Origin of the sequence: Streptomyces spiroverticillatus (assembly GCA_014650415.1) — a bacterium.
In the GTDB taxonomy this organism is placed as follows: Bacteria; Actinomycetota; Actinomycetes; order Streptomycetales; family Streptomycetaceae; genus Streptomyces; species Streptomyces spiroverticillatus.
Map to the genome: position 1 here is coordinate 822,408 of BMUX01000001.1, position 23,316 is coordinate 845,723.

Here is a 23,316-nt window from a genome sequence, read left to right on the forward strand (position 1 = left end):
GGTCACACGCGGGGGTCGCGCGCCGGGGTCGCACACCGGGCGGGCCGAGCCCGATTCCGGAGGCTTCGGCCCTCTTCACACCGGCACCCACCCCGGCCACCACTCCGGCACGTTCGCCGGGCAGATGTCGTCCGGATAGTCCGCCGGTGTGGCCACCACCGCCATCACCCACCACACCAGCCCCAGGTTGGCCACCACCCCCACCAGCACGGCGAGCCCCGTCCCGTACCGGCCGAGCGCCCACACCACCACCGTCCACAGCACACTCGTCGCGAACCACAGCAGCAACGCCAGCCCCATCGCCACCAGCCCCGGCGCGACCCCGACATCACACTGCGACCACATCACCGCGACCACGTACGCCACCAGCAGCGACGTCGGCACCCCGGACAGCGCCCCGATGAGCCCCCCGGCCCCGCACCCGAGCCGCTCCCCCTTCACTCCTCGCACCCCCACGCATCGAACCACTGCGCCCGGAACCCCGTCGGGATGCGGAACGGGAAGTCCGGGTCCACCAGATACCGGAAGATCACCTCAGCCGGCCCGCAGTCGAAGCGGACCGCCCTGCCGGTGTCCGCTTCCCCGCACACCGGCCAGCGTTCCGGGTCCGGGCCGTCCATGAGCCAGTAGAAGGTGTCCCGGTGTTCGTTGGAGGCCCAGACCAGGCGGTCGTGGCCGTCGCCCGGCCAGGTGGACGGGTGCAGGTCCTGCGGGGGCGTCAGGTCCAGGAAGGAGTCGAAGCGGCCCGGCCCGAAGGTCTCCACCAAGGCCTTGTACTCCTGCGGCAGCCGCATCCCCAACCCCCGCTCCAGCAGGCCCCATTCGACCTCCGGTGCCCGCACCCCCGTCGCCTCCCACCCCGTCACGGCAACCAGCGCGTCCAGCCAGGTCGCGTCGGAGGGCAGCGCGGCCAGGTCCGGGGTGGTCCGTTCCAGCACGGCGAGTACGGGTCGTACCCCACCCGTACGCCCCACCCCCACCCACCGTGCACTCCACGGCCACGCCACCACCCACTCCACCGTCTCCCCGCCGAGCGCCTCCGGCAGCCCGCGCACCCCCGCCGACGCTCCCCCGAGGTCGAACCAGTCCTCGTCCGGGGCCACGTCCGCCGCCAGCGGTATGCACACGTGCCCCGCCCCGTGGCCCGACTCCCCGCAGACGAGCGGCTCTTCCCCCGACTCGGGGAAGACCATCCCCATCACGGCCTCGTACGCCTCGTCCCGGCGCATGTTCATGGGGTGGGACCTCCGGTCGGGGACGCAGGCGTACGCGCGCGCATACGTGCGTGCGTACGAGAGCAGAACCGCATGTTTCTACACGAGCCGCACCGGCCGCACCACCCCCGGAACATCCCGGACCATCCGCCCGAAAGGCAACTCCCGTACGCCCCACGCTCCTTACGATTCCCCCATGACGATCACCGAGGCCGCCCAACCCCTCATACGCGTCCTGCACGACGCCTCCCGCCCCGACCTGCGCGACCCCTCCCGCCCGCGCCCCGTCCGCCTCTACCTGTGGGAGCCCCCGCAGGCCGGGCGACCCGCGCCGCTGGTGGTCGTCTCGCACGGCACCGGCGGATCGGGCAGCGACATGGAGTGGCTGGCACGGCCGCTGCACGAGGCGGGGTTCCGGGTCGTCGCGCTCGACCACCACGGCAACAACTACGTCGACGGGTACGAGCCCGAGGGCTTCCTGCACGTCTGGGAGCGCCCCCGCGACATCACCTTCGTCCTCGACACCCTCGCCCGCGAGCAGCCGCTCGGGCCGGTCGGCGTCGCGGGCTTCTCCCTCGGCGGCTACACGGCGGCGGCCCTCGTCGGGGCACGGGTCGATCCGGAGATCCTCTGGGGCATCCGTACGGGGGCCTACCCGCTGCCCGAAGTCCCGGAATTCCCGGGGCTGTTGGAGGAGCTGCGGCGGCTGTACCCGCAGGACGAGGCGTCACGGCAGGCGCTGGAGGCCGCCGCCGGGGTGGACCTCAGGGACTCTCGCGTGCGGGCGGTCTTCCAGGTGGCCCCGGGCGTCGGCAGCCTGGTGACCCCGGAGAGTCTGGCGACGGTACGGGTGCCGGTGGGCATCCGGTGGGGAGGGGCGGACACCATCGCCCCGTACGAGGCCGACACCCGCCCGTACCTGGAGCACATCCCGGCGGCGAGCGGGGCCTGCGCCGGACCCGGGGTCCGCCACGAGGACTTCTTCGCGGACGACCCCGCCGACCCGACGGCCCGGGTACGGGTGGGCGGGGAGGCGGCGGACTTCTTCCGCCACCACCTCCTGTGAGGGGGCCCTCAGAGGAGGGTGAGGAAGGCGGGCAGGCCGTGCGTGCGGAAGGCCTCGGCGTCCCAGGTGTCCGGGCGGACGTCGCCGGCCGCCCATACGTACGTCCAGCCGTACGGTGTCCCGCCCTCCAGCGGGATGCGGCGCAGGTCGTACTCCGCGCCCTCGTACTCGTCCAGGAGCTGCCACTCGGCCGGTGTCAGGTCGGCCAGCAGGAGGCCCCGCGTGACGCTGCCGGGCGAGGGCACCAGGCCCGGGTACGCCCGGTGCCGGATGGCGGCGGCCCGCCAGCCCGCCGCTTCGGCGGGGGTCCCGGAGGGGACGCGGCCGAGGACGGCGTGCAGGACCTCCGGGAAGCGGAGGGTTCCGTAGACGAAGAGGGTGTCGGGGCGGTGGTCGGCCATGGGGGGAGTCTCGCCGCTGATCGGTGGCGCGGCCAAGGGGGCAGGGGGGTCGGGGCCGGGGACGAGAGGCCGGCCGGGCTCGGGGTCGCCCCTCCTGGGGACGAAAGGGTGCACGTCGGGTGCCATACGTACTCTGTTGATGAATGCTGCTGGCCATCAACATGGAGGGCCTCATGAGCCTGACCACGATTGATCTCGACGACGAGGCCCTGGCCGAGGCCATGCGCGTGTCCGGTATCAGGTCCAAGGAGGAAGCCGTGAACACCGCCCTGCGCGAGTTCACCGAGCGCCACCGGCGCATCGCCGCCCTGGAGCACTACGCCGACGTCGCCCAGACCTGGGACTACGAGTCCTGGGAACGGCGTCACGCGGCGGAGAAGAGCGACCGGCCGCAATGATCCCGCGCTACCTCATCGATTCGTCCGCCCTCTGGCGTGTCCAGCGCGACAAAGCACTCCTGAGCGCCTGGGGCGAGGTCATCAGCAACGACGCCGCCCCCCTTCCTCTTCCCCTCGTCCCCTTGGGCGGCGGGGCGGCCCTTCCGCTCCCGGCCCGCCCGGGTGCCACCCCTGCCCGCACCTTGCACGCCGGGTGCGCTCACCCCCGGGCCCTCGGGACGCCTCCCGGCACCGGGCACGTGAAGCTCCGGCCCGCCGGGCCAAGAGGTCCCCAGCCCCGCCCCTTCACCTAAACCCGCGGGGCAAGAGGGGACCGGTTCCCGTGCAGGAGCGTCGTGGCTGGGCGCGCAGTTCCCCGCGCCCCTAAAGGGGCGCCCGTGCGGCCCCATTCGCCCTCGCCGAGGCCGCGATCAGCAGGCCGAGCACCGCCACCAGCCCGCACAGCGGGACGACCAGGGCAGCCGCACTCCGCGTGTCGGCCGCCAGCAGGACCACCCCCGTCGCCAGCGACACCGCGCCCGCCCCGTACGCCGTCAGGTACGTCGCCCTCAGCAGCGGGACCGCCGCCGCGTGGCCCCGCCGCCACGCCTCGTCCGACGCCATCGTCGCCCGCGTCCTGATGCCGATCGCCGCGTTCCGCCCGAAGCCGTCTTCCCCGACCAGCCGCTTCACGTACTGGACCGCCGCCCCCAGCACCAGCAGCCCCACCCCGAACACCCATCCCGCAGCCGGGTCCATGCCTCCCCCTCCCAGTCCTTGACCTCGTCATCCTGGACCCGGCCCGACCCTCAGTGCACTGCCGTCCCCCGGCAGTCTCCCGGCCACTTCAGCGGATTCTTGCGAGGAACCCCGGGCGTTCACGCCCGGGAGGAATCGCATCCTCGGCTGAGCGACGCGGAGCGTCGCAGCCCCTTGTACCGGCGGAGCCAGGCACGGTGGGGGTCCTGCGGACAGGAATCAGAGCAGGTGCCGACGGAGTCGGCCACAGCAGCCCACGGCCAGGGGTGGCGATCACTCGATCGGGTGAGCGGGCCGGGAAGGGGCGCGGGCCGGGCAGCGGATGGTTACGTTCGGTTCTTATGAAGCTGGTGGTGCAGGTCAAGCTGCTGCCGGATGCCGTGCAGGTCTCGGCGTTCGAGCGCACCCTGCCTGCCCTCAACCAGGCCGCCAACTGGGTGTCCGCGCTCTCCTTCGAGGCCTTCGCCCTGCGGGGCGGGGTACGGGAGCTGCGCAAACTCTGTTACGGCGAGCTGCGGGGCCAGGGGTTCGGGGCGCAGGCCGCCCAGCATCTCATCAAACGTGTCGCCGACACCTACACCACCCTGCGGGTCAGCATCCGGGCCGGATCCCTCGGCCCGCCCACCTCCAAGCGCCGCCGCACGGCGGAGTCGAAACCGGTCGCCTTCCGTCCGCACGCCGCCCACACGTTCGATGACCGGTGCTTGTCGTGGAACTACGACGCGCAGACCGTGAGCATCTGGACGCTCGACGGACGCGTGCGGAACGTCCGCTTCGCCTGCTCCCCGAAGGCTCTGAAGCAGCTCACCGCACACCGCAAGGGTGAGTCGGACCTGGTGTTCCGGGATGGGAAGTGGTTTCTGTACGCCACCATCGACGTGCCCGACCGCGAGGTGTACGAACCCGTGGACTGGGTGGGGGTGGACCGGGGCATCGTGAACCTGGCCACCACCTCGGACGGCACTGACTACCAGGGTCGTCGGGTGGGCCGTTACCGGCGCTGGCAGGCGCGTAAGCGGGCCGAGCTCCAGGCCAAGCGCACCCGGTCCGCGAAGCAGCGGCTGAAGAAGCGGGCGAAGAAGGAAGCCCGCCACGCCACCCACCTCAACCACAGGATCGCCAAGACAGTCGTTGCGGTCGCCCAACGCACCGGACGCGGCATCGCCCTCGAAGAGCTTCGGGGTATCCGCGATCGGGTCACGGTTCCCCGCGACCAGCGCGCACGGCTGTCCTCCTGGCCCTTCCACCAGCTCGGGGCGTTCATCGCCTACAAGTGCCGACGCAACGGAGTGCCGTTCGTCGAGGTGGACCCGGCCTACACCTCCCAGCGCTGCCCGCGCTGCGGCCACACCGAGCGCGCCAACCGGCCCACTCGGGAACACTTCACCTGTCGTCGGTGCGGCCTCGCTGGGCCCTCCGATCACGTCGCCGGGATCAACGTGCGCAACCGCGCCCGCTCGGCGTGGGCCTTCGTCAACATGCCCGATCCCGCCCCGGCCTAGAGCCGCAGACGGGTAAATGTGCCCCGTGACCGCCCTACCGTAGGGGGCAGTCGGGAGCATAAACCCAGCCGTGACACACCGAGCTAACAAGCTCGGTCGTTCACGGCCGAGTAGTTGACCTCCGCCCACACCGTCTTGCCGGGGTTGCGTTCCGTGACGCCCCAGTCGTCCGCCAGCTCCTCCACCAGCACCATCCCCCGCCCTCCCTCCGTCACGTACGGCCCGTACTCCTGCCGCACCGGCCGCCGTTCACCCCGCGCGTCCGACACCTCGATGCGCAGTACGTCGCCCCACGTCATCCGCAGCTCGAAGTCCCGCCCCGGCACGTGGCCGTGGAGGACGGCGTTCGCGGCCAGCTCCGCCACCACCGTCACCACCGCGTCCGCGAACTCGCACCCGTACGGCACCCCCCACTCCTGAAGCTGCCGCTCCGCCAGCAGCCTCGCCAGCCGGGCCCCGCGCCGCGTGGAACTGATCTGCTGCTTGAACTCCACGTCCAGCGTGGGCATTTCACTGTTCATGTGACAGAGCGTGGCCGGTCCGATCTACGCTGGCCAGGTGCGACCCGGCGACTCTGGGTAGTTGTACGGGCGCGTGATGCGCGTTGTACGAGTTGTCGACCGTGACCCCCGAAGGTGGCCCCCGTGCTCCCGAACCCGGATCAGGACCCGACCCCAGAGACTCCGTCCCAAGAGGACGGCACCGCCCACTTGTTCCGTGCGCTGGGCAAACAGATCAAGGCCCTGCGGGAGTTCCGGGGCATGAAACAGAGCGAGTTGGCGACCGCCGTCCGCTTCGGCCCGGACCTCATCTCGGCCGTCGAGAGGGGGACGCGCACGCCGCAGCCCGACTTGCTGCTGGCCGCAGATCCTGTGCTCGGGGCTCACGGGACTCTCATCGCGGCCATCCCGGACGTCGAAGAGGCCCTGAAGAAGAGCCGGACCCGACACCCGGACTGGTACCGGAACTACGCCAAGCTGGAGGCCGAGGCACTGGAGATCTTCCACTACGGCAACCAGGTCGTGCACGGGCTGCTCCAGACGGAGGCGTACGCGCGGGCCATCTTCACCCGGTGGCGACCGCTTTACAGCGAGGAGACCGTGGAGAAGCGAGTCGCAGACCGCCTGTCGCGGCAAGGGGTGCTGGAGAAGTGGCCGCCCACGCAATTCGGCTTCATCTTCGAGGAGGTCGCCCTGCACCGGCCGATCGGCGGCCGCGAGGTGCACCACGAGCAGTTGCGACGGCTGCTGACGTTGGGCACTCGGCGCAACATCACCATCCAGGTAATGGAGACAGCCTGCGAGGAACATCCCAACATGGATGGTGCGTTCAACCTGCTGACCGCCAAGAACGAACAGCGCGTGGCATACACGGAGGTTCAGGGGCACCCGCGCCTGATCACCGATCCGGCCGAAGTCCGGGCGATGCAGGAACGCTATGGAATCATGCAGACGCTGGCTCTCAGGCCGGACGCCTCCCTGGCGATGATCGAAAGAATTCTGGGAGACCGATGAACGCGGAAACGCTGACCTGGTTCAAGTCGAGCTACAGCGGGGGGGCGGGCGGCGACTGCCTCGAAGTCGCTTACGAATGGCGGAAGTCGAGCTACAGCGGCGGCGAGGGCGGTGAGTGCCTGGAGGTCGCCTACGACTGGTCCAAGTCGAGCTACAGCGACGGCGAGGGCGGCCAGTGCGTCGAAGTGGCAGCCCACCCCACCACCATCCACATCCGCGACTCCAAGCTCGCCGACGCCAGCCCCCAGCTCGGGGTCTCCCCCGCCGCCTGGACCGCGTTCCTCTCGTACGCCACCCCGGGGACCACCCGGTAAGCAAGCAGAGCCCCGCGCCCCCAAGCTCGGGGACGCCAGTCCCCAGCTCGGGGCCTCCCCCACCGCGCGGACCGCGCCCACCCCGTACGCCGACCCCGGGGACCACCCGATAAGCAAGCAGAGCCCCACGCCCCCAAACTCGCCGACGCCAGCCCCCAGCTCGGAGTCACCCCCACCGCGCGGACCACACCCACCCCGTACGCCGACCCCGGAACCCGCGTCCGCTCAGTCCCACCAGCCGTTGCCGGTGCGCCAGCGCTGCACCCATTCCTCAAAGCCCCATGCCTGGTCGCCGGGCGCCGGGACGGCCCCGACGTCGGCGATCATCCACACCTCGCCGCGGCGGGGGCCAGTGGTCAGCAGGAGCCAGAACGACTGCCCGTCCTCGGACCCGAGAACGATGGACCCGTTGTTGAACGCGGCGTCGATCCGCGGGTCCTCGGGGCCGACACTCTCGTCGTCCTCCCACGGCCAGGCAGCCCCCAGCGGAAACGGCTCGCCCGGCTGTCGCGGTCCAAGATCGGGCCAGGTGTCGGGCAGCCAGCCGAGCGGCTGGAGACCGCCGTCGCCGGCGGGGCCGAGGCCGGACCCGTTGCTGATCTCCGCGATGAACGTCCTGTACGGCTCCGGCAGGACCACCCGGTTCTCCTGCTCCCAGTCCGCGACGGCTTCTTGCCCGAGCGGCGGCTCCCGCCATTCCGACGGGAACGCGGTCCGCAGGAAGTCGAGAGTGGCCTCGGCGGGACGCTGATCACGTATGTCTGTCACGGCAGCATGCTGGCAGAAGTACGGCGACTCCGGACCGTGGCCGCCTCCCTCCGGAGCTGTGCTGAACAGGTCGGGCCACCAGCCCGGCGCTTCGCCCGTCGAGACGGCGATGACGCTGGTCGTGTTCGGCGGGTCGGCCGAGCCCACGCTTCAGCGAGAGGCTCAGCAGGAGGCGAGGAACTCGATCGCGCGGGCGGTCACGAGGGCGGCGGCCTCCGGGTCGTACGAGGGCAGGGAGCTGTCCAGGAAGAGGTGCTGGTCGCCGGGGTAGAGGTGCAGCTCCGCATCCGCGGCCCCGGCGACGAGCGCGCGGGCGGCGTCCAGGTCCTCGGCGACGAGCGGGTCGGCCTCCTTGGCGTGGATCCGTACGGGGACGGCGGCGGGCCAGCCCTTGCCCTCGCCGAACTCCTCGACCGGGATGCAGGCGTCGACCAGGAGCGCACCACGCGCCTGCGCCTGCGTCTGGGCGAGCTTCTGCGCGGGGAGCACGCCGAGCGAGATCCCGGCGTACACGACGTCAGGGGGGAATCCCCCGGCCATCCGCACACCCCGCTCGACGAACGTCCCGAACCCGATCTCCTCGACGTACGCCATGGCCTCCTGGAGAGTGGCGAAGGTCCGCCCCTCGTAGAGGTCGGGCGTGTGCACGGTGTGCCCGGCGACCCGCAACGCGTCGGCGAACGCGAGGACTCCGGGCGTCAGCCCCTGCGAATGGTGGAACAGCACAACCTCAGCCACACCCGAACTCCTTGCCTTGCTCGCTTGCCTTGCCTGTGGCCGGCGAATGATCCGCCATCCTAGGTCTATCGAACGCCCATTCGACTATACGATCGCCGCATGGACAAGGAGAGTGCGAGAGAACGCGCGGCACGGTTCCTCGAAGCGGGGAACCGCACGGCGGAGATGCCCCTGGCGCTGACGGACGGCGAGCCGCAGGTGCGGGGCTCCGTGCTGTACTTCGACTGCCAGTCGACCGCCTATCTCCGGACCGGCAACTGGCGGGACCTGGCGATCGGTTCGGGACCGGTCGCCGTCGACCTGGAAACCGGCGAGTGCCGGCTCACCGGGTCCATGGAGACGGCGGAACTCGGACTGTGAGGGTGCGAGGACGTGAGGGGGGCTCGATGGAGTACGACGCACTGATCGTCCGGACGGACTTCGGGGACGAGGGGGCGTGGGAGGCGGTCCTGCGTGAACTCCACCCGGAGTTCCGGGTGTTGGACCGGGACGGGGCTTCCACCGAGGAGGCGTGGACGGCGTACCGCGACGACGAAGACCTGAGCGTGGTCTTCCTGGCCGACCGCCACACCATGACATCCCCGGACCGGGCCCTCCTGGCACTGAACCTCGGCTGGGAGGACACCTCCACCCTCGACCCCACCTACTACCAGGACCTGGTCGACCACCCGGAACCGCGCGAGCTGCGGGTGATGCCGGGGGCGGTCCACTCCGTCCACGTGAACCTCCAGCTCGCGAACATGGACTTCGCCGAATTCGCCGACGAGGCCGCAACCTCCCCCGGCGGGGTCGTACACCCCCTCTGACCTGCACCTCCCGGTGCGTGCCCCTTCAGGGGCGCGGGGAACTGCGCGAGCAACCACAACACTCCCGCACGGGAACCGCCCCACTGCCCCGCGGGTTTAGGTGAAGGGGCGGGGCTGGGGACCCATCGGCCCGGCTGGCCACTGCTGAACCCCTCCAGCACCGGGAAGCGAACACACCCCACGCCACAGGGGCGGAGAGGAGTCACGGTGAAACGGAACCGAAAGCCCGGGGCCACAATCCTGGCGGGAGCCATGGTGGTGGCACTCACCGGCTGCGGGGAGGCACAAGACACCGCCGGGTGGGTCCCCGCCAAAGAGAGGGCCGAGGCCCAGGTGCGACAGGACAGGGCCCCCGTCGAACGCCGCTTCCCCGCGTTCGGGGAGTTCGTGCGGGCCCGCTGGGTCGGCGTATCGCTCAACAACCCCCGCCTCCCCGGCCCGACGGACGTCGAGATGGCCGGCGTCGTCGACCTCTCGGCACGGGACGCCGAGCGGCTTCGTACGCGGTACGAGTGGCGGGAGGCGGCCGGATCCGGCACAGCCCTGCCGGGAGCCGTCACCCCACTCCTCCCGGAAGGTGCCCACTGGCGCACCAGCGACGCGTTCGACCGCGAAGTCACCCGGGACGGCAGCTACTCGGCGACCTTCCGCGTCGACTTCGAGAAACGCGTCCTCACCTTCGACGCCGTCAACCCGGCCGCCCCGCCGGCCACCGCACCCGCCCAGGGCCGAGCCCGGCCCCCCTTTGGCTGAACATCGCATAGACCGGGTACGTGGTGCGGGCATCTAGTGGAGGGTGATCGGTAGAGGTCCCTCCGCTTGAGTGTGAGTGAGGTTGTCCGTGACTGAGTCGCCCGTCGCCCCCGCAGGCCCCATGACCCCCGTCGTCTTTCCGCAGAACCGCACCTGTCCGTACGACCCCGCCCCCGGCTACGACCCCGTGCGGGCCACCGGCCGGCCCCTGAACCGTGTCGAGATCTTCGACGGCACCGAGGTGTGGATGGTGACCGGCCTCGCCGAGGCCCGTGCGCTCCTCGCCGACCAGCGGCTCTCCTCGGCCCGCGAGCGCCCCGACTTCCCCGTCTTCGCCAAGCGCCTGGTGGGTGTCGAACGCCGCCGGGTCGAGCTCCTCGGTGTCGACGACCCCGAACACAACGCCCAGCGGCGGAAGTTGATCCCCGGCTTCACCCTGAAGCGGACGGCCGGGCTGCGGCCCGCGATCCAGGCCACGGTGGACCGCCTGCTGGACGACATGGTCGCGCAGGGCTCCAACTCCGCCGACCTGGTCAGCGCCTTCGCCCTGCCCGTCCCGTCCATCGTGATCTGCGCGCTGCTCGGGGTGCCGTACGAGGACCACGACTTCTTCGAGGAGGCCTCGCGGCGGCTGCTGCGCGGGCCGGGGAGGGAGGACGTGGAGGCGGCGCGGGACGCGTTGGACGCGTATCTGAACGCCTTGGTTGACCGCAAACAAGCCTCGGAACCCGGGCTTCCCGCGGGCCTGCTGGACGACATGATCGGCGTCTTCGACGACCGCGAGGAACTGGTCAACCTCGCGCTGATCCTGCTCCTCGCCGGGCACGAGACGACCGCGAACATGATCGCGCTGGGTACGTACACGCTGCTGGAGCACCCGGACCAGCTGGCCCGCTTCCGCGATGCCGACCCGGCCGGGGTGAGCCGTGCCGTCGAGGAACTCCTGCGCTTCCTGTCCATCGCGGACGGGATGTCACGGCTGGCGACGGAGGACATCGAGATCGCCGGGGAGACGATCCGGGCGGGCGAGGCGGTGATCTTCTCCACCTCCCTCATCAACCGCGACCCGGACGTCTACGCCTCCCCCGACGCCCTCGACCTGACCCGCACCGACCGCCACCTGGCCTTCGGCTTCGGCATCCACCAGTGCCTCGGCCAGAACCTGGCCCGGGCGGAGATGGAAATCGCCCTCCCCGCGCTCTTCCGCCGCCTGCCGAACCTGCGGCTGGGCGTCCCGGCGGACGAGATCCCGTGCAAGCCGGGCGACACGATCCAGGGGCTGGCGGAACTGCCGGTGGCGTGGTGAACGGAGACCTTGACGACATGACCATGCGGATCGCCATCGACACGGATGTCTGCATCGGGGCGGGGCAGTGTGTGCTGTCCGCGCCGGACACCTTCACCCAGGACGACGAGGGCTTCTCCGAACTCCTCCCGGGGGCTCGCCCCGGGGGCTCCGGGGTGACCTTGGCGGTCCAGTCGTGCCCCGTCGGCGCGATCTCCCTCCGGGAGGAGGGGTAGTCCGATCTGCGGCCCCCTCCGCGCGGGGCACTTCCGGACCTGGCGGCTCCCCCCGCGCGGGGCCCTTCCGGACTGGCGGCTCCCCCCGCGCGGGGCCCTTCCGGACTGGCGGCTCCCCCCGCGCGGGCGCGCCTTCCCGTGCCCCTTCAGGGGCGCGGGGAACTGCGCGAGCAACCACCCACCCAGCCGCGCGGCGAGCGCTTTAGGTGAAGGGGCGGGGCTGGGGCCCTCCTTGGCCCGGCGGGCCGGAGCTTCACGCACCCGGCACCGGGAGGCGAACCGAGGGCCCTGGGGCTGCGCGCACCCGGCGTGCAAGGTGCGGGCGGGGGCCGGTGTCCGGGTGGGCCCGGATCGGGCGGGCCGCCCCCTTGCCCGCCCGTCCCGCCCCCGGGGGGCGGCCCCGCCGCCCAAGGGGGCGAGGGTGGGAGGGGGTGGGGGCGGCCCCGCCGCCCAAGGGGACGGCGGCGAAAAGGGGCGCCGCCCAAGGGGGGAGAGGGGAAGGGGACAGGGGCGCAGCCCCGGGGTGGAGGGCAACCCCGGAGTGGGGGGGCAGCCCCGGAGTGGGGGGGCAGCCCCGGGGTGGGGCGCAGCCCCGGAGTGAGGTGCAGCCCCGGGGTGGGGTGCAGCCCCCGGGGGATCGGGGTCAGGAGAAGCGGGCGGAGCGGAGGGGGACGCGGGGGAGCGGGGGCTCCGTGCCCATCGGGTCAATGCCGTAGGACGGGCCCGTGCAGTCCTTGGACTCGTACACGTACACCCGCCGGTCCGTCCCGTTGTGCGGCGCGATCATCGGCGGCAGGCTCATCCACGTCTGGTCCACCCCCGGCAGCAGGATGCACGTCCCGCTCGGCGGGTCCACGAGTGACGTGCGGTGGCCCGCGTCGTCGTACACGTAGCTGAACTCGCCCTCGGCGGCCAGCGCCACCCCCGGCAGACAGGCGAGCAGGGCGGCGGCTCCGCCTGCGGCGGCGGTCAGCATGCGGCGGGTGCGGGGGACGGTCATGGTGAACTCCCGTGAAGAGGAGGCGGGTTGGGGTACGACCCGGTCACCGTGCCCGCACCTTCCCGCCCGCGTCGCGCCCCTTCCCTCCATCGAGTGCCGCCGAAACGATCCGCTCTCACCCGGTCGGCCGAGCACTCCCACACGAACGTTCGAGGGCCGCCGGAGCGGGCAAACGGAAGGCGACGGACACCGGGACGTCTCCCTGGTGCTGACTTCTGAGTAACCTTACCCGGAAGTCAATACTGCCCCTTCAACACCGCACAGAGAGAGCAGGGACGATGGCCGATCGCTATCTGCACTTCACGGGCACGGCCCCCGGCCGTTTCCTGACCCGCAGACTCGGGCTGCCCCAACCGGCCTCCCTCCTCCGCTGGTCTCCCGAACGCCCCGTCCTGCAAGGCGAGTTGCTGCATCTCACGGCGGGCCTCTCCGCGCACACCGAGGCGCTGGGCGCCCTCCTCCCCCGTACCGGACTGCGTGTCGTCCCCTCCGCCGGTGCGCCCGCCGCCGTGGTCCTGGACGCGACCGGCGTGGTCACGGTCGACGGCCTCGCGGACGTGCACGCGGCGCTCCAGCCGGTCGTACGGACCGTGGCGAGCGGTGGGCGCCTGCTCGTGCTCGGCTCGCACCTCTCCCCCGACGATCCCGAACAGGCCGCCGTGCAGGAGGCGTTGGGGGGCTTTGTGCGGTCTCTCGCGAAGGAGATCGGGCGTGGGCGCACCGCCCAGCTGCTCCGGCTCGCCCCCGGCGGTCTCTCCGGCGCGGAGTCGACCCTGCGCTTCCTGCTCTCCCCGAAGTCGGCGTATGTGAGCGGTCAGGTTGTGCAACTCGCGCACACCACCAGTGAGTTGGCGGGCGACATCGACTGGGAGCGGCCTCTCGCCGGGCGCACCGCCCTGGTCACCGGGGCCGCCCGGGGCATCGGTGCGGCCGTTGCGGCGACGCTGGCCAGGGACGGGGCGCATGTGGTGTGCCTGGACGTGCCCCAGGTGGCGGACGATCTGGAACGTACGGCGGTACGGGTCGGGGGCGCGGCCCTGCCGCTGGACATCACCGCACCGGACGCCGCCGAGCGCATCGCGGCGACGGGCCCCGTCGACGTACTGGTGCACAACGCGGGCATCACCCGTGACAAGAAGCTCGCCAACATGACGGCGGAGAACTGGAGTTCGGTCCTCGACGTCAATCTCGGTTCCGTCATACGGACCACCCAGTCGCTCGTGAAGGCGGGCGTGCTGGGCGAGGGCGCGCGGATCGTCGCCACCTCCTCCATCGCGGGGATCGCGGGCAACGCGGGCCAGACGAACTACGCGGCGAGCAAGGCGGGCGTCGCCGGGCTGGTGCGGGCCCTCGCCCCGGGCCTGGCGGCGTACGGCATCACCGTCAACGCCGTCGCCCCCGGCTTCATCGAGACGAACATGACGGCGTCCGTCCCGCTGATGATCCGCGAGGCGGGCCGCCGGATGAACTCCCTCGGGCAGGGCGGCCTCCCGGAGGACGTCGCCGAGACGACGGCGTGGCTGGCGCATCCGGGGTCGGGCGCGGTCACGGGACAGGTGGTCCGGGTGTGCGGGCAGAGCCTGCTGGGGGCCTGAGGATGCTGCTGCACGTGGTGGCGGGGGCGGCGCGCTCCCCCTTCAAGAAGGTGCCGGGCGCGGCCATCGAGCTCTCCTCGCCCCGGCTGGTGCGCAAGGGGGTCGTGCTGGACCCCGGCAAGCTGGCGGCGTACGCGCGGCTGTGCGGGTACGCGGGGGCGGCGCCGGTCCCGCTCCCGTACCCGCACCTCCTCGGCTTCCCGCTCGCGATGCGGATCATGGCGGCGCGGGACTTCCCGCTGCCGCTGCTGGGCCTGGTCCACACGGGCATCGAGGTGCGGCAGCGGCGGGCGCTGAGTCCGGCGGAACGGGTGGACGTGGCGGTGTACGCGGAGGAGGTGCGGGGGCACCGGAGGGGGCTGGAGGTGGTGATGGTGACGGAGGTACGGACCGAGGGGGCCGGGGTGCCGGTGTGGGCGTCGCGGAGCACGTATCTGGCGCGGAATGGGGGCTCTGCCGGTGTCGGGTCGGGACCGTCGCCCAAGGGCGCCGCGGGCGGGGCGGAATGGGCTCTGCCCGGCGACCTCGGCCGCCGCTACGGGCGCATCTCGGGCGACCTGAACCCCATCCACCTGCACCCCCTCACCGCACGCCCCTTCGGCTTCCCGAGGGCCATCGCGCACGGGATGTGGACGTTCGCGCGGTGCGTGGCGGAGGCGGATCCGCCGGAAGCGTCATTCGTACGGGCGGAGTTCAAGGCGCCCGTACTCCTCCCGGCGAAGGTGTCGTACGTACATCTGCCGGACGGCGGCTTCGAGCTGCGGGGCCGGGACGGACGGCTTCACCTGTCGGGCCGGATCTCCTCAACGGGACTTCCCCGCTGAGGATGTGGCGGCGGCCGAGGGCGACCAGCGGTCGCCCTTCATCAGGTTCTCCAGCCCTGCCCAGGCGAAGTTCATGAGGGTGGCGGCGGCCTCCTTGGCGGAGACGCCGGGGGTGTCGTTCGCCCAGGCCGCGAGGGACTCGGCGGCGCCGACCAGGGCCTGGGCGAGCCCGGCGACCTCACGGTCGGCGAGGTGCGGATCGCAGCGGGCCTCGCGGGCGGCGTCGCCGATCAGGTGGTTCACGAACGCCGTGATCTCCGCCCGCATCGCGGCCACTTCGGCGGCGAAGGGCTCGCCGTGGGTGCGGGCCTGGCTGTGCAGGACGGACCAGCCGTCGGGGTTCTCGGCGGTGTGGCGGAAGAAGGCGGTGAGCCCGTCCCAGAGCTGCCGGTCGGCGGGCAGCCCGGGTTCGATCCCGGCCTGCACCGCCGCGACGAGCGCACTGGCCTCGCGCCGGATGCAGGCGGTGAACAGCTCGTCCTTGGAGTTGAGATAGAGGTAGACGAGGGGTTTGGACACCCCCGCCAGCTCGGCGATCTGGTCCATGGAGGCCGCCCGGTACCCGAGCCGCGCGAAGGTCTGGACGGCGGCGTCCATCATCTGCTGCTCGCGCACCGCACGCGGCATGCGCTTGCCCCGACCCGCCGCCACCGGCGTACCGTCCGACGCTCCCATGTGCTCCCTGCCCCCTTCGCCCCACCGGCCGGCCCGGTCATTGGCCGCCGCTCGTACTCTGCGGCAAGCCTACGGCGCGGGGCGGCCGCCCCGACCTGGCCGACGGGCCCTGATCGGGCGGATCCGGAAGGCGGAGCCGGAAGGCGGCCCCGTGCAGCGGCGGTCAGCCCCGGCAGCGGGCGCGGCCCACCGCGGCGGCCACCGTCAGGGGGACGGCGAGGAGAGCGGCCGTCAGGAACATGCCCGGGTACGCATGGCGTTCGGCGGGCCCGGCGGCGAAGGCACTGGCCAGGGCGGAGCCGACGTACAGAGCGACACCGAACATCGCGACACCGGTGGCGCGGGCGGCCGGGGACAGGGTGGTGGCCCACGACTGGATCGTGGAGTGCATGAACGACCAGCCGCCGCCGAGCAGCAGGGCGCACACCACCAGGGAAGGCACCGACAGGCTGACCGCGGCGAAGCCGAAGGCCACCGCCATCTGCACCCCGCCGGCCACGATGAGCCCCACCGCGCTCCACCGTCCGACCAGGCGCTTGACCAGCTGCGAGGCGGCCATCGAGCCGACGCCGTAGAGCGCGGACACCGCACCGGCCAGGGTCGCCGAGGCGCCCTCGGCCTCCAGGGCCGGTGCCAGGTACGTCAGGAAGCCCAGCAGGACGGCGCCCTCGAGCGCCGCGACCGCCATGACGTACCACTGCCAGCGGGAACTCAGGACGACCTTGAACGGGGCGAGCAGCGCACCGGGCGCCGCACGCGGGGGTTCCGGGAGCCGGCGCAGGGCGAAGACCAGGTAGAGGGCGATCAGGCCGGGCAGGGCGAAGACCAGCCGCCAGCTCACGTAGTGCGCCAGCGCCCCGGCGACGACGGTCGCCACGGCGGTGCCCAGCGCGAACGCGGTCATCAGCTCGCTGAGCGGGCGCTGGCGGACCGCCGCGGGCACGGTGTCCCCGACGTACGTGATGGAGGCGGCGATGGACGCGGCGAAGAACGCGCCGGCCGCGATGCGGGCCACGATCAGCACGGTCGCGCCGGGCGCGAGCACCGAGCACAGGGCGGCGACGGCGGCCCCGGCCAGTGAGATGCGCATGACCCGCACCCGGCCGAAGCGGTCGCTGGCCAGCCCCCAGACCGGCTGCATCAGCCCGTAGGCCAGGAAGTATCCGCTGGCGGCAAGCATCACCGTGCTCAGCTTCACGCCGAGCTGGGCACCGATGAGCAGCAGCATCGGGGTGATGCAGAACCGGTCGAAGTTGCTGACGAACCCGGCCGCGCGCAGGAGCCGGAGAGAGGAGGCGGGGAGGGGCGGAGTGGAGGGGGTGGGGGCGGGGCCGGTGGCGGGGGGCTGCGGGGGTGCGGGCGTGGTGCGGGGAGAGTCGGCGGTGTCCATGGGGTTCCTTGGGGCTCCTTGAGGGCTCTTCGGGTCGGGCTCGCGGCCCGTGTTCGCGGGGGCCGGTGACCCGTGTTCGCGGGGCTGGTGGCCCCGTGTGTCCAGACCATCACCGCCGCCGACCGGCGTGGGCCCGCAGCCGATTACCCTTGCTCACACCCTGGGGCGCTGCCCCGGGCGCAGGCCGGGGCCGAGGGGAGGCGCGGGGGCGTGAGCGGCGGTGAAGCCGGTGGGCCGTCTCGTGAGTTGGGGGCGTTTCTGCGGTCGCGCCGTGAGCGGCTCGCGCCCGCGGAGGTGGGGCTGCCCGGCTCGCCGAGGCGTCGTACGCCGGGGCTGCGGCGCCAGGAGGTCGCCGAGCTCGCCGGTGTCAGCAGCTCCTGGTACGCCTGGCTGGAGCAGGGGCGGGTGCGTACGTCGGAGCAGGTGCTGCGGTCCGTGGCGCGGGCCCTGCGGCTGAGCGCGGACGAGACCGCGCACGTGCTGTCGTTCGTGGAGCACGACGGCCCCGCCGAGCGGCCGCCGGGGTGGGTGTCCCGGAATCTGCTGTCGCTGGTGGAGTCGCTGGCGCCGAACCCGGCCGCGGTGCTCGACCCGCACTGGGATCTGATCGCCTGGAACTCGGGGTACGCGTCCCTGCTGACCGACATGGCCCGTCTCGCGCCCAAGCAGCGCAACCTGCTGTGGCTGGTGTTCCACTGGGCGCCCGCCCGTACGCTGCTGGCCGACTGGGAGTCGGAGGCGCGGAGCCTGCTCGGACAGTTCCGGGCGAGGGCGGCCCGGCATCCGGAGGACGCCCGCTATGCGGAGGTCACCGAGGAGCTGCTGACCGACCCGGACGCCCGGCGCTGGTACCGCGACCGGGAGACTTCGGCGTTCCACCCCGCCGTACGCCATTTCCGGCACCCGGACGCCGGTGATCTGCGGCTGCGGTACGTCAAGCTCGCCGCCGTGGACGAGCCGGGCCACCATTTGCTCGCCTATCTGCCCGACGACAGGGCGACGGAGGAGGCGCTGGGGGTGCTCACCGCGCTCACCAGTCAGGCCGGGCAGACCGGTCAGGCCAGTCAGGCCAGTCAGGCCGAGCGAGCGCGGTGAGGGCCGTCAGGACGTGAGGACCGCCTTCATCACCGACCCGTCCGCGACCGCCGCGAGCGCGTCGGCGTGCTTGTCCAGCGGGAAGGACGTCACCAGGCTCGCCAGGTCGAACCGGGCGGTGAGGGCGGGCAACAGGCGTACGTACTCGACGAGATGGGCGCCGGTGAAGGCCCAGGAGCCGATCACGTCGAGCTGCCGGTGGACGATCTGGTGCGGGTTGATCAGCGTGTCCCCGGCATCCGTGTACTGGCCGATGATGAGGTAACTGCCGCCCCGCCGCGCCAGGTTGAGGCCCTGCCCGACGGCGGCGGGCACCCCGGCGCACTCGATGACCAGGTCGGCGCCGTCCCCTCCGACCGCGTCCCGCGCCTCGCGCAGCACCTCCGCCGGGTCGGCGGCGTCCGCGATGTTCAGGTGCACGTCCCCGATGCCCGCCGCGGCGGCGCGCTCCAGGCGGGCGGCCGGGCCGCCGACCACGACGACCTTGGCGGCCCCGGCCAGCTGCGCGAACGCGGCCGCCGCGAGGCCGACCGGCCCGCTGCCCTGCACGATGACGGTCTCACCGAGGCGAACCGGGCGCCGCTCGTACAGCGCGTGGGCCACGGTGGGCCCGGCGCAGGCCAGCGACATGGCGGCGAGCGGGTCGGTGCCGTCCGGGACCTTGATCACGGTGGTGCCGGGCCGCAGCACGATGTGGTCGGCCCAGGACCCGGAGAGTTCCGGCCGGTCTGCGAGGGCGCGGTTGACGCCGTACGTACGGCGCTGCTCGCACAGGGTCGGCTCGCGGTGCAGCCGGCAGGGCGGGCAGACGCCGCAGGCGATGGAGGAGGCCCACATCACCGTGTCACCGGCCGCGAGCGGCGCCCCGGTGGCGTCCTGGTGGACTCCGGCGCCCAACTCCCTTACGACACCCAGTCCTTCATGTCCGAGGACGAGCGGGACGGGGATGTCCAGGTGGCCCTGCTGCAAGTGCAGGTCGGTGCCGCAGACGCCGCCGTACCCGCAGGCGACGATCATCCCTCCGTCGGGGGCCGGAGGCAGCGGGAACTCCCGCAGCCGCAGCGGCTCGCCGAACTCCTCCAGGACGACACCGCGCCCGGTGCGACGCCCGGTCATGCCGTCACCCCGCTCAGGGCCCGGGAGAACGGGGCCGCCAGCGGGCGCAGCGGCTCGGTGTCGCGGCACACCACGTAGTCCGGGCGGGGTTCGCCCGTGGGCCTCGGCAGGTTGGCGGTGTCGTTGTACGTGGCGATCAGCAGCCGGCGGGCGAACGGCGACATGTTGGGGGACGAGCCGTGCACAATCTCCGGGGAGAACAGCACGACGGACCCGGCCGGGCCCTTGGGGCTGGTCATGCCGCACCGGTCGACGTGCGCGGCGAGCTGCTGCGGGGACAGCGAGATGTCGTCGGGGTCGAGGTGCTGGGCGGACTTCGCGGAGTCCGAACGGCCCTCGCTGACCAGGCCGTTCGCGTGCGAGCCCGGCAGGAAGATGACCGGGCCGTTGAACTCGGTGACGTCGTCGAGGAAGACGCCGATGTTGACCTGACGCGGGGCGGGCAGGTTGTCGGCGAGCCGCCAGGCGAGGAAGTCCTGGTGCCAGGCCCACTTGTCGCCGCCGAACGGCGGCTTCGCGTTGATCTTGAACTGGTAGACGTAGACGTCGTCGGTGAGCAGCTGCCGCACGGGCTCCAGAATGCGCGGGTCACGGATCAGTCCGGCGTACTCGGGCTGCCGCTGGTGCGAGGAGTAGACCGCCCGCACCTTAGTGCCGCCGTCCTCGGCCACCCGCTGCGGGCCGGGTATCCGCGCGTCGCGCTCGAAGGCGGCGCGCAGCAACTCCACCTCCTGCGGGTCGAGAAGGGATTCGAGCAGCAGGAAGCCCTGCTCGTGGTACTGGTCGGTCTGGTCCTTGGTCAGTCGCATGGGTCTTTTCTCCTGAGACGTACGAGGGGGGGATCGTCGGCCGGTGCCCGGCGGGGAGTCACCCCATGAAGTGGCCGCCGTCGACGACGAGTTGTTGCCCGGTGACGTAACCGCTGCGCGCGGTCACCAGGAATTCGAGGGCGTCGGCGAGGTCGTCGGCCGTGCCGAGCCGGCGTCCCGGGACGGTGTCCAGGACGGCGGCGAGCCGTTCGGGGTCGTCGAGGCGGTAGCGCTCGGTGACCTCTTCGGTGTCGGTGAATCCGGGCAGCAGCGCGTTCACCCGGATGTGCGGGGCGAGTTCGAGGGCCAGGCACTTGGTGAGCTGGAGCAGGCCCGCCTTGCTCGCGCAGTAGTTGGCGCCGTTCACGCGGGGCCGGATCGCGGTGGTGGAGGCGACGTTGACGATGCTGCCACCGCCCGCCCGCGCCATCGCGGGGGCCAGGGCCCGGGTGAGGTGGAAGGGGCCGGAGAGGTTGGTGGCCAGTACGGCGTCCCAGTCCTCGGCGGTCATCTCCAGGAAGGGCCGGTCGCGGTTCACCCCGGCGTTGTTGACCAGCACGGACGGTGCGCCGTACGTGTCGGTGATCCCCCGGCAGACGGCCCGGATCTCCTCGGGCCGTGCGAGGTCGCAGCGCAGCGTCGCGATCCGGCCTTCGCCGGCCGTCGCGGTCTCCCGGGCGGCGGCTTCGTCGCCCCGGTAGAGGGCGATCACCCGGTGGCCGAGGGCGGCGAGCCGCAGGCTCAGCGCCCTTCCGATGCCGCGGGTGCCGCCGCTGATCACGGAGAGCGGCGTCATGGTTCCTCCCGTAAACAGTCCGAAGTGCCGTACACGTACGGTCAGTCGGCGACGAGGTCGCCGCGCTTGAGGCCCGAGCCCTCGGGCACGTCGGCGGGGTCGCCGCCCAGGGCCGCGATGCCGTTGTGCTCGTCCACGAAGACGACGTGGGGCACGAGGGAGGCGGCCTCGGCGTCCGTCACGGAGGCGTAGGCGATGAGGATGACGAGGTCGCCGGGGCTGATGAGACGGGCCGCGGCGCCGTTGATGCCGATGACGCCGGAGCCCGCCGGGCCCTCGATGACGTACGTGGACAGGCGGGCGCCGTTGTCGATGTCGACGATGTCGACCTTCTCGCCGGGGAGCAGGTCGGCGGCCTTCATGAGGTCGGAGTCGACGGTCACCGAGCCGACGTAGTGCAGGTCGGCCTGGGTGACGGTGGCGCGGTGGATCTTCGACTTCATCAGGGTGCGGTACATGGGAGCTCCATAAGGTGTCGAGGGGTGGGGGGCAAGGTCACTCGGGCCAGGTGGCGTAGCGGCGTCTGCCGTACAGCAGCGGTGCCCGCCCGGCGGCCGGGGCGTGGGTCACGGTGTGCAGGACCTCGCCGATGACGATGGTGTGATCACCGGCCGGTACGAGCCGGTCGACCCGGCACTCGGCGGTGGCGTGCGCGTCCTCGGGCAGCATCGGCAGGCCCGTGGCGGGCGCGGCCCGCCACGGGACGCGCCGGAACCGCTCGGCGGCCGGACCGGCGAACGCCTCGGCGGCGCGCCGCCCGGTGCCGTGCAGGAAGTTGACGGTGAAGGCCCCTCGGGCGGCCAGGACCGGGAGGGTGCTCCCGTTGTTGCCCGCGCACACCAGCAGTTGCGGCGGGTCCAGGGAGAGCGAGCACAGCGCGGTGCAGGTGAAGCCGAACGGGGTGCCCTGCGGGTCGGCGGTGGTGATGACGGCGACGCCGCCGGGGTGGGAGCCCATCAGGGCCCGGAAGTCCTCGCGGGTCACCGCCCGGTCGTCCTGCGTGTCGCACGTGTCCCGTACCGGCGTCACCATGCGAACGCCCGGGCGTCGTAGAGGTTGACGCCGACCGCCGCCTTGCCCAGGTACTCCAGGCACTCCTGCGGCTTGGCGGGCATCACATGGGCGAACTGCGCCTCGCGGATCAGCCGCTCCAGGGGGTGGCTGCGGCTGACCGCCGCCGAGCCGCACAGCCGCAGCGCGTCCTGCGCGAGCTGCGGGCCGACCTCGCCGACGGCGTACTTGGCGGCGTGCACCATGGCGTTGGCCTCCAGGCTGCCGCGCTCCGCCGTGACGAGGTCACCGGCCTCGTGCACCAGGGCGCGGGCGGACCGCAGCCGGGCGGACATCCGCCCCAACTCCTGCTGCACGACGGGTGATTCGGCGCGTGCGGGCGAGGCGGTGACGTGGTCGACGGTGTGCCGGAAGATCGCCTCCGCGATACCGAGGTAGGCGCCGGTGTACCCGGCGACCATCCAGTGCGGTTCGCGTACGACCTTGAACAGGGACATGCCCTCGACGCCGAGGTAGAGCCGGGAGCGGGGCACCCGGACCTCGTCCAGGGTCATCGGGGCGGTGCTCGTGCCGTGCATCGCCGCCATGTGCTGCACCGCGCCGAAGGTCACGCCGGGGTCGTCGGCGGCGACGACGAAGTGCGAGACCTCGCCGGTGTCCTCGCCCGACTCCTCGGTGCCGTTGTCGGCGGCCGCCGCGACGACGTAGTAGTCGGCGACACCGGCCAGCGACACGAAGGACTTCCTGCCGCTGAGGATGTAGTGCGCACCGTCCTCGGAGAGCCGGTAACGGGTCCGCATGCCACGGAGTTTGGCGCCGCGGCCCGCCTCGGAGGTGGCGGAGGCGAACAGCTTGCGCCCGTTCACCACCTCGCCCAGCATCCAGGTGCGGAACGCCTCGGCGGCCGGGGGCAGCCGGGTGCCGTCGGCGTCGGCGAGCGCGCCGATGACGACGTGGTGCATGTTGAGGCCGAGGGCGGCGGCGCCGTGGTGCGCGCCGAGTTCGGCCAGGACCCGCCAGTAGTCGCCGAAGCCCAGCCCGGCACCGCCGACGTGCCGGGGAACGAGCAGGGCGAGCAGCCCCGACTCGCGCAGGATGCGGTAGCTCTCGTGGCCGTCGTCACGTCCGGCGTCGGTGCCGGCGGCGAGCGGGGCGATCCGCTCGCCGGTCTGCGCGGCGAGTTTGAGGAGGTCGTCCAGGGAGGTCGGCAGCGTCATCGAAGTCCTTCGGGTGGGTGGTCGGCCGGGCGGTCGGTTCGCGACTCGGGGGTCG

Annotated in this window: 29 protein-coding genes; 13 read left to right on the plus strand and 16 right to left on the minus strand. The window is 72.4% G+C overall.

What is annotated here, in order from left to right; genetic code table 11:
• Positions 1-75 precede the first annotated feature (75 nt).
• Together IE269_RS03795 and IE269_RS03800 are read right to left on the minus strand one after the other, a co-directional pair.
• On the minus strand, positions 76-450 hold the full coding sequence (locus IE269_RS03795) for a hypothetical protein (protein WP_189821205.1): 375 nt from the start codon (positions 448-450) through the stop codon (positions 76-78).
• Complete coding sequence (locus tag IE269_RS03800; RefSeq protein WP_189821206.1) at positions 438-1,235, minus strand: SMI1/KNR4 family protein; 798 nt, start codon at positions 1,233-1,235, stop codon at positions 438-440. Before IE269_RS03800 ends, IE269_RS03795 begins: the two co-directional genes overlap by 13 nt.
• A gap of 175 nt (positions 1,236-1,410) precedes the next feature.
• On the opposite strand from IE269_RS03800, the gene IE269_RS03805 reads away from it, so the two are divergent.
• Entirely contained in the window at positions 1,411-2,280 is an 870-nt protein-coding gene (locus IE269_RS03805; RefSeq protein WP_189821207.1) for an alpha/beta hydrolase family protein, read from the plus strand.
• Between the two features lie 8 nt (positions 2,281-2,288).
• Here IE269_RS03805 and IE269_RS03810 read toward each other — a convergent pair whose 3' ends face one another.
• Positions 2,289-2,681, minus strand: a complete 393-nt coding sequence (locus IE269_RS03810; RefSeq protein WP_189821208.1) for a gamma-glutamylcyclotransferase family protein — start codon at positions 2,679-2,681, stop codon at positions 2,289-2,291.
• A gap of 143 nt (positions 2,682-2,824) precedes the next feature.
• On the opposite strand from IE269_RS03810, the gene IE269_RS03815 reads away from it, so the two are divergent.
• Positions 2,825-3,079 carry a type II toxin-antitoxin system VapB family antitoxin gene (locus tag IE269_RS03815; protein ID WP_308436935.1) on the plus strand — a complete coding sequence of 85 codons (255 nt, stop codon included), beginning with the start codon at positions 2,825-2,827 and terminating at the stop codon, positions 3,077-3,079.
• A gap of 363 nt (positions 3,080-3,442) precedes the next feature.
• Here the strand turns inward: IE269_RS03815 and IE269_RS03820 are convergent, their stop codons facing one another.
• Positions 3,443-3,817, minus strand: a complete 375-nt coding sequence (locus IE269_RS03820; RefSeq protein WP_189821209.1) for an SdpI family protein — start codon at positions 3,815-3,817, stop codon at positions 3,443-3,445.
• A gap of 341 nt (positions 3,818-4,158) precedes the next feature.
• On the opposite strand from IE269_RS03820, the gene IE269_RS03825 reads away from it, so the two are divergent.
• The gene (locus IE269_RS03825) at positions 4,159-5,319 is read left to right on the plus strand and encodes an RNA-guided endonuclease InsQ/TnpB family protein (RefSeq protein ID WP_229897431.1); all 1,161 of its coding nucleotides are present in this window, start codon (positions 4,159-4,161) and stop codon (positions 5,317-5,319) included.
• An 83-nt stretch (positions 5,320-5,402) separates the two neighbouring features.
• Here IE269_RS03825 and IE269_RS03830 read toward each other — a convergent pair whose 3' ends face one another.
• Positions 5,403-5,840: an ATP-binding protein gene (locus IE269_RS03830; RefSeq protein WP_189821210.1), complete on the minus strand. Its 438-nt coding sequence runs from the start codon at positions 5,838-5,840 to the stop codon at positions 5,403-5,405.
• 123 nt (positions 5,841-5,963) lie between these two features.
• Here IE269_RS03830 and IE269_RS03835 point away from each other — a divergent pair, with 123 nt between their 5' ends.
• Both IE269_RS03835 and IE269_RS03840 read left to right on the plus strand, forming a co-directional pair.
• Entirely contained in the window at positions 5,964-6,833 is an 870-nt protein-coding gene (locus IE269_RS03835; protein ID WP_189821211.1) for a helix-turn-helix domain-containing protein, read from the plus strand.
• Positions 6,830-7,147 (plus strand): DUF397 domain-containing protein, encoded by a 318-nt coding sequence (locus IE269_RS03840; protein ID WP_189821212.1) that lies wholly within the window; start codon positions 6,830-6,832, stop codon positions 7,145-7,147. The genes IE269_RS03835 and IE269_RS03840 overlap by 4 nt, the downstream gene beginning before the upstream one ends.
• Before the next feature lie 225 nt (positions 7,148-7,372).
• Here the strand turns inward: IE269_RS03840 and IE269_RS03845 are convergent, their stop codons facing one another.
• Together IE269_RS03845 and IE269_RS03850 are read right to left on the minus strand one after the other, a co-directional pair.
• Positions 7,373-7,915, minus strand: a complete 543-nt coding sequence (locus IE269_RS03845) for an SMI1/KNR4 family protein (protein WP_189821213.1) — start codon at positions 7,913-7,915, stop codon at positions 7,373-7,375.
• A 162-nt stretch (positions 7,916-8,077) separates the two neighbouring features.
• The gene (locus tag IE269_RS03850) at positions 8,078-8,653 is read right to left on the minus strand and encodes a dienelactone hydrolase family protein (RefSeq protein WP_189821214.1); all 576 of its coding nucleotides are present in this window, start codon (positions 8,651-8,653) and stop codon (positions 8,078-8,080) included.
• A gap of 99 nt (positions 8,654-8,752) precedes the next feature.
• Between IE269_RS03850 and IE269_RS03855 the strand changes: the two genes are divergently transcribed.
• The 5 genes from IE269_RS03855 to IE269_RS03875 all read left to right on the plus strand — a co-directional run bounded on the left by IE269_RS03855 (position 8,753) and on the right by IE269_RS03875 (position 11,733).
• Positions 8,753-9,013: a YrhB domain-containing protein gene (locus IE269_RS03855; RefSeq protein WP_189821215.1), complete on the plus strand. Its 261-nt coding sequence runs from the start codon at positions 8,753-8,755 to the stop codon at positions 9,011-9,013.
• A 26-nt stretch (positions 9,014-9,039) separates the two neighbouring features.
• Entirely contained in the window at positions 9,040-9,459 is a 420-nt protein-coding gene (locus tag IE269_RS03860; RefSeq protein WP_189821216.1) for a DUF6924 domain-containing protein, read from the plus strand.
• A 207-nt stretch (positions 9,460-9,666) separates the two neighbouring features.
• A complete protein-coding gene (locus IE269_RS03865; RefSeq protein WP_189821217.1) occupies positions 9,667-10,212 on the plus strand; it encodes a hypothetical protein in 546 nt (181 codons plus the stop codon).
• A gap of 121 nt (positions 10,213-10,333) precedes the next feature.
• Entirely contained in the window at positions 10,334-11,518 is a 1,185-nt protein-coding gene (locus tag IE269_RS03870) for a cytochrome P450 (protein WP_189821381.1), read from the plus strand.
• Between the two features lie 23 nt (positions 11,519-11,541).
• Positions 11,542-11,733 (plus strand): ferredoxin, encoded by a 192-nt coding sequence (locus IE269_RS03875; protein ID WP_189821382.1) that lies wholly within the window; start codon positions 11,542-11,544, stop codon positions 11,731-11,733.
• Between the two features lie 643 nt (positions 11,734-12,376).
• Here IE269_RS03875 and IE269_RS03880 read toward each other — a convergent pair.
• A complete protein-coding gene (locus IE269_RS03880; protein WP_189821218.1) occupies positions 12,377-12,733 on the minus strand; it encodes a hypothetical protein in 357 nt (118 codons plus the stop codon).
• Between the two features lie 278 nt (positions 12,734-13,011).
• On the opposite strand from IE269_RS03880, the gene IE269_RS03885 reads away from it, so the two are divergent.
• Both IE269_RS03885 and IE269_RS03890 read left to right on the plus strand, forming a co-directional pair.
• Positions 13,012-14,328 carry a 3-oxoacyl-ACP reductase gene (locus IE269_RS03885; RefSeq protein WP_189821219.1) on the plus strand — a complete coding sequence of 439 codons (1,317 nt, stop codon included), beginning with the start codon at positions 13,012-13,014 and terminating at the stop codon, positions 14,326-14,328.
• Positions 14,329-14,330: 2 nt separating this feature from the next.
• A complete protein-coding gene (locus tag IE269_RS03890; protein WP_189821220.1) occupies positions 14,331-15,152 on the plus strand; it encodes a MaoC family dehydratase in 822 nt (273 codons plus the stop codon).
• Here the strand turns inward: IE269_RS03890 and IE269_RS03895 are convergent.
• Positions 15,132-15,779, minus strand: coding sequence for a TetR/AcrR family transcriptional regulator (locus IE269_RS03895; RefSeq protein ID WP_189821383.1), 648 nt, complete (start codon positions 15,777-15,779; stop codon positions 15,132-15,134). The genes IE269_RS03890 and IE269_RS03895 overlap by 21 nt on opposite strands.
• A gap of 211 nt (positions 15,780-15,990) precedes the next feature.
• Positions 15,991-17,217 (minus strand): MFS transporter, encoded by a 1,227-nt coding sequence (locus IE269_RS03900; protein ID WP_189821221.1) that lies wholly within the window; start codon positions 17,215-17,217, stop codon positions 15,991-15,993.
• Between the two features lie 210 nt (positions 17,218-17,427).
• On the opposite strand from IE269_RS03900, the gene IE269_RS03905 reads away from it, so the two are divergent.
• Complete coding sequence (locus IE269_RS03905; protein WP_189821222.1) at positions 17,428-18,312, plus strand: helix-turn-helix domain-containing protein; 885 nt, start codon at positions 17,428-17,430, stop codon at positions 18,310-18,312.
• A 6-nt stretch (positions 18,313-18,318) separates the two neighbouring features.
• Here IE269_RS03905 and IE269_RS03910 read toward each other — a convergent pair whose 3' ends face one another.
• From IE269_RS03910 to IE269_RS03935, 6 genes are read right to left on the minus strand one after another with little or no spacing between them, the layout of a single operon-like run.
• Positions 18,319-19,428 carry a zinc-binding dehydrogenase gene (locus tag IE269_RS03910; RefSeq protein ID WP_189821223.1) on the minus strand — a complete coding sequence of 370 codons (1,110 nt, stop codon included), beginning with the start codon at positions 19,426-19,428 and terminating at the stop codon, positions 18,319-18,321.
• A complete protein-coding gene (locus IE269_RS03915; protein ID WP_189821224.1) occupies positions 19,425-20,237 on the minus strand; it encodes a phytanoyl-CoA dioxygenase family protein in 813 nt (270 codons plus the stop codon). Before IE269_RS03915 ends, IE269_RS03910 begins: the two co-directional genes overlap by 4 nt.
• A gap of 58 nt (positions 20,238-20,295) precedes the next feature.
• Entirely contained in the window at positions 20,296-21,033 is a 738-nt protein-coding gene (locus IE269_RS03920; protein ID WP_189821225.1) for an SDR family NAD(P)-dependent oxidoreductase, read from the minus strand.
• A 41-nt stretch (positions 21,034-21,074) separates the two neighbouring features.
• Complete coding sequence (gene panD / locus IE269_RS03925; protein WP_189821226.1) at positions 21,075-21,491, minus strand: aspartate 1-decarboxylase; 417 nt, start codon at positions 21,489-21,491, stop codon at positions 21,075-21,077.
• A 37-nt stretch (positions 21,492-21,528) separates the two neighbouring features.
• Positions 21,529-22,065, minus strand: a complete 537-nt coding sequence (locus tag IE269_RS03930; protein ID WP_229897433.1) for a flavin reductase family protein — start codon at positions 22,063-22,065, stop codon at positions 21,529-21,531.
• Positions 22,059-23,261 (minus strand): acyl-CoA dehydrogenase family protein, encoded by a 1,203-nt coding sequence (locus tag IE269_RS03935; protein WP_189821227.1) that lies wholly within the window; start codon positions 23,259-23,261, stop codon positions 22,059-22,061. Before IE269_RS03935 ends, IE269_RS03930 begins: the two co-directional genes overlap by 7 nt.
• Positions 23,262-23,316 lie beyond the last annotated feature (55 nt).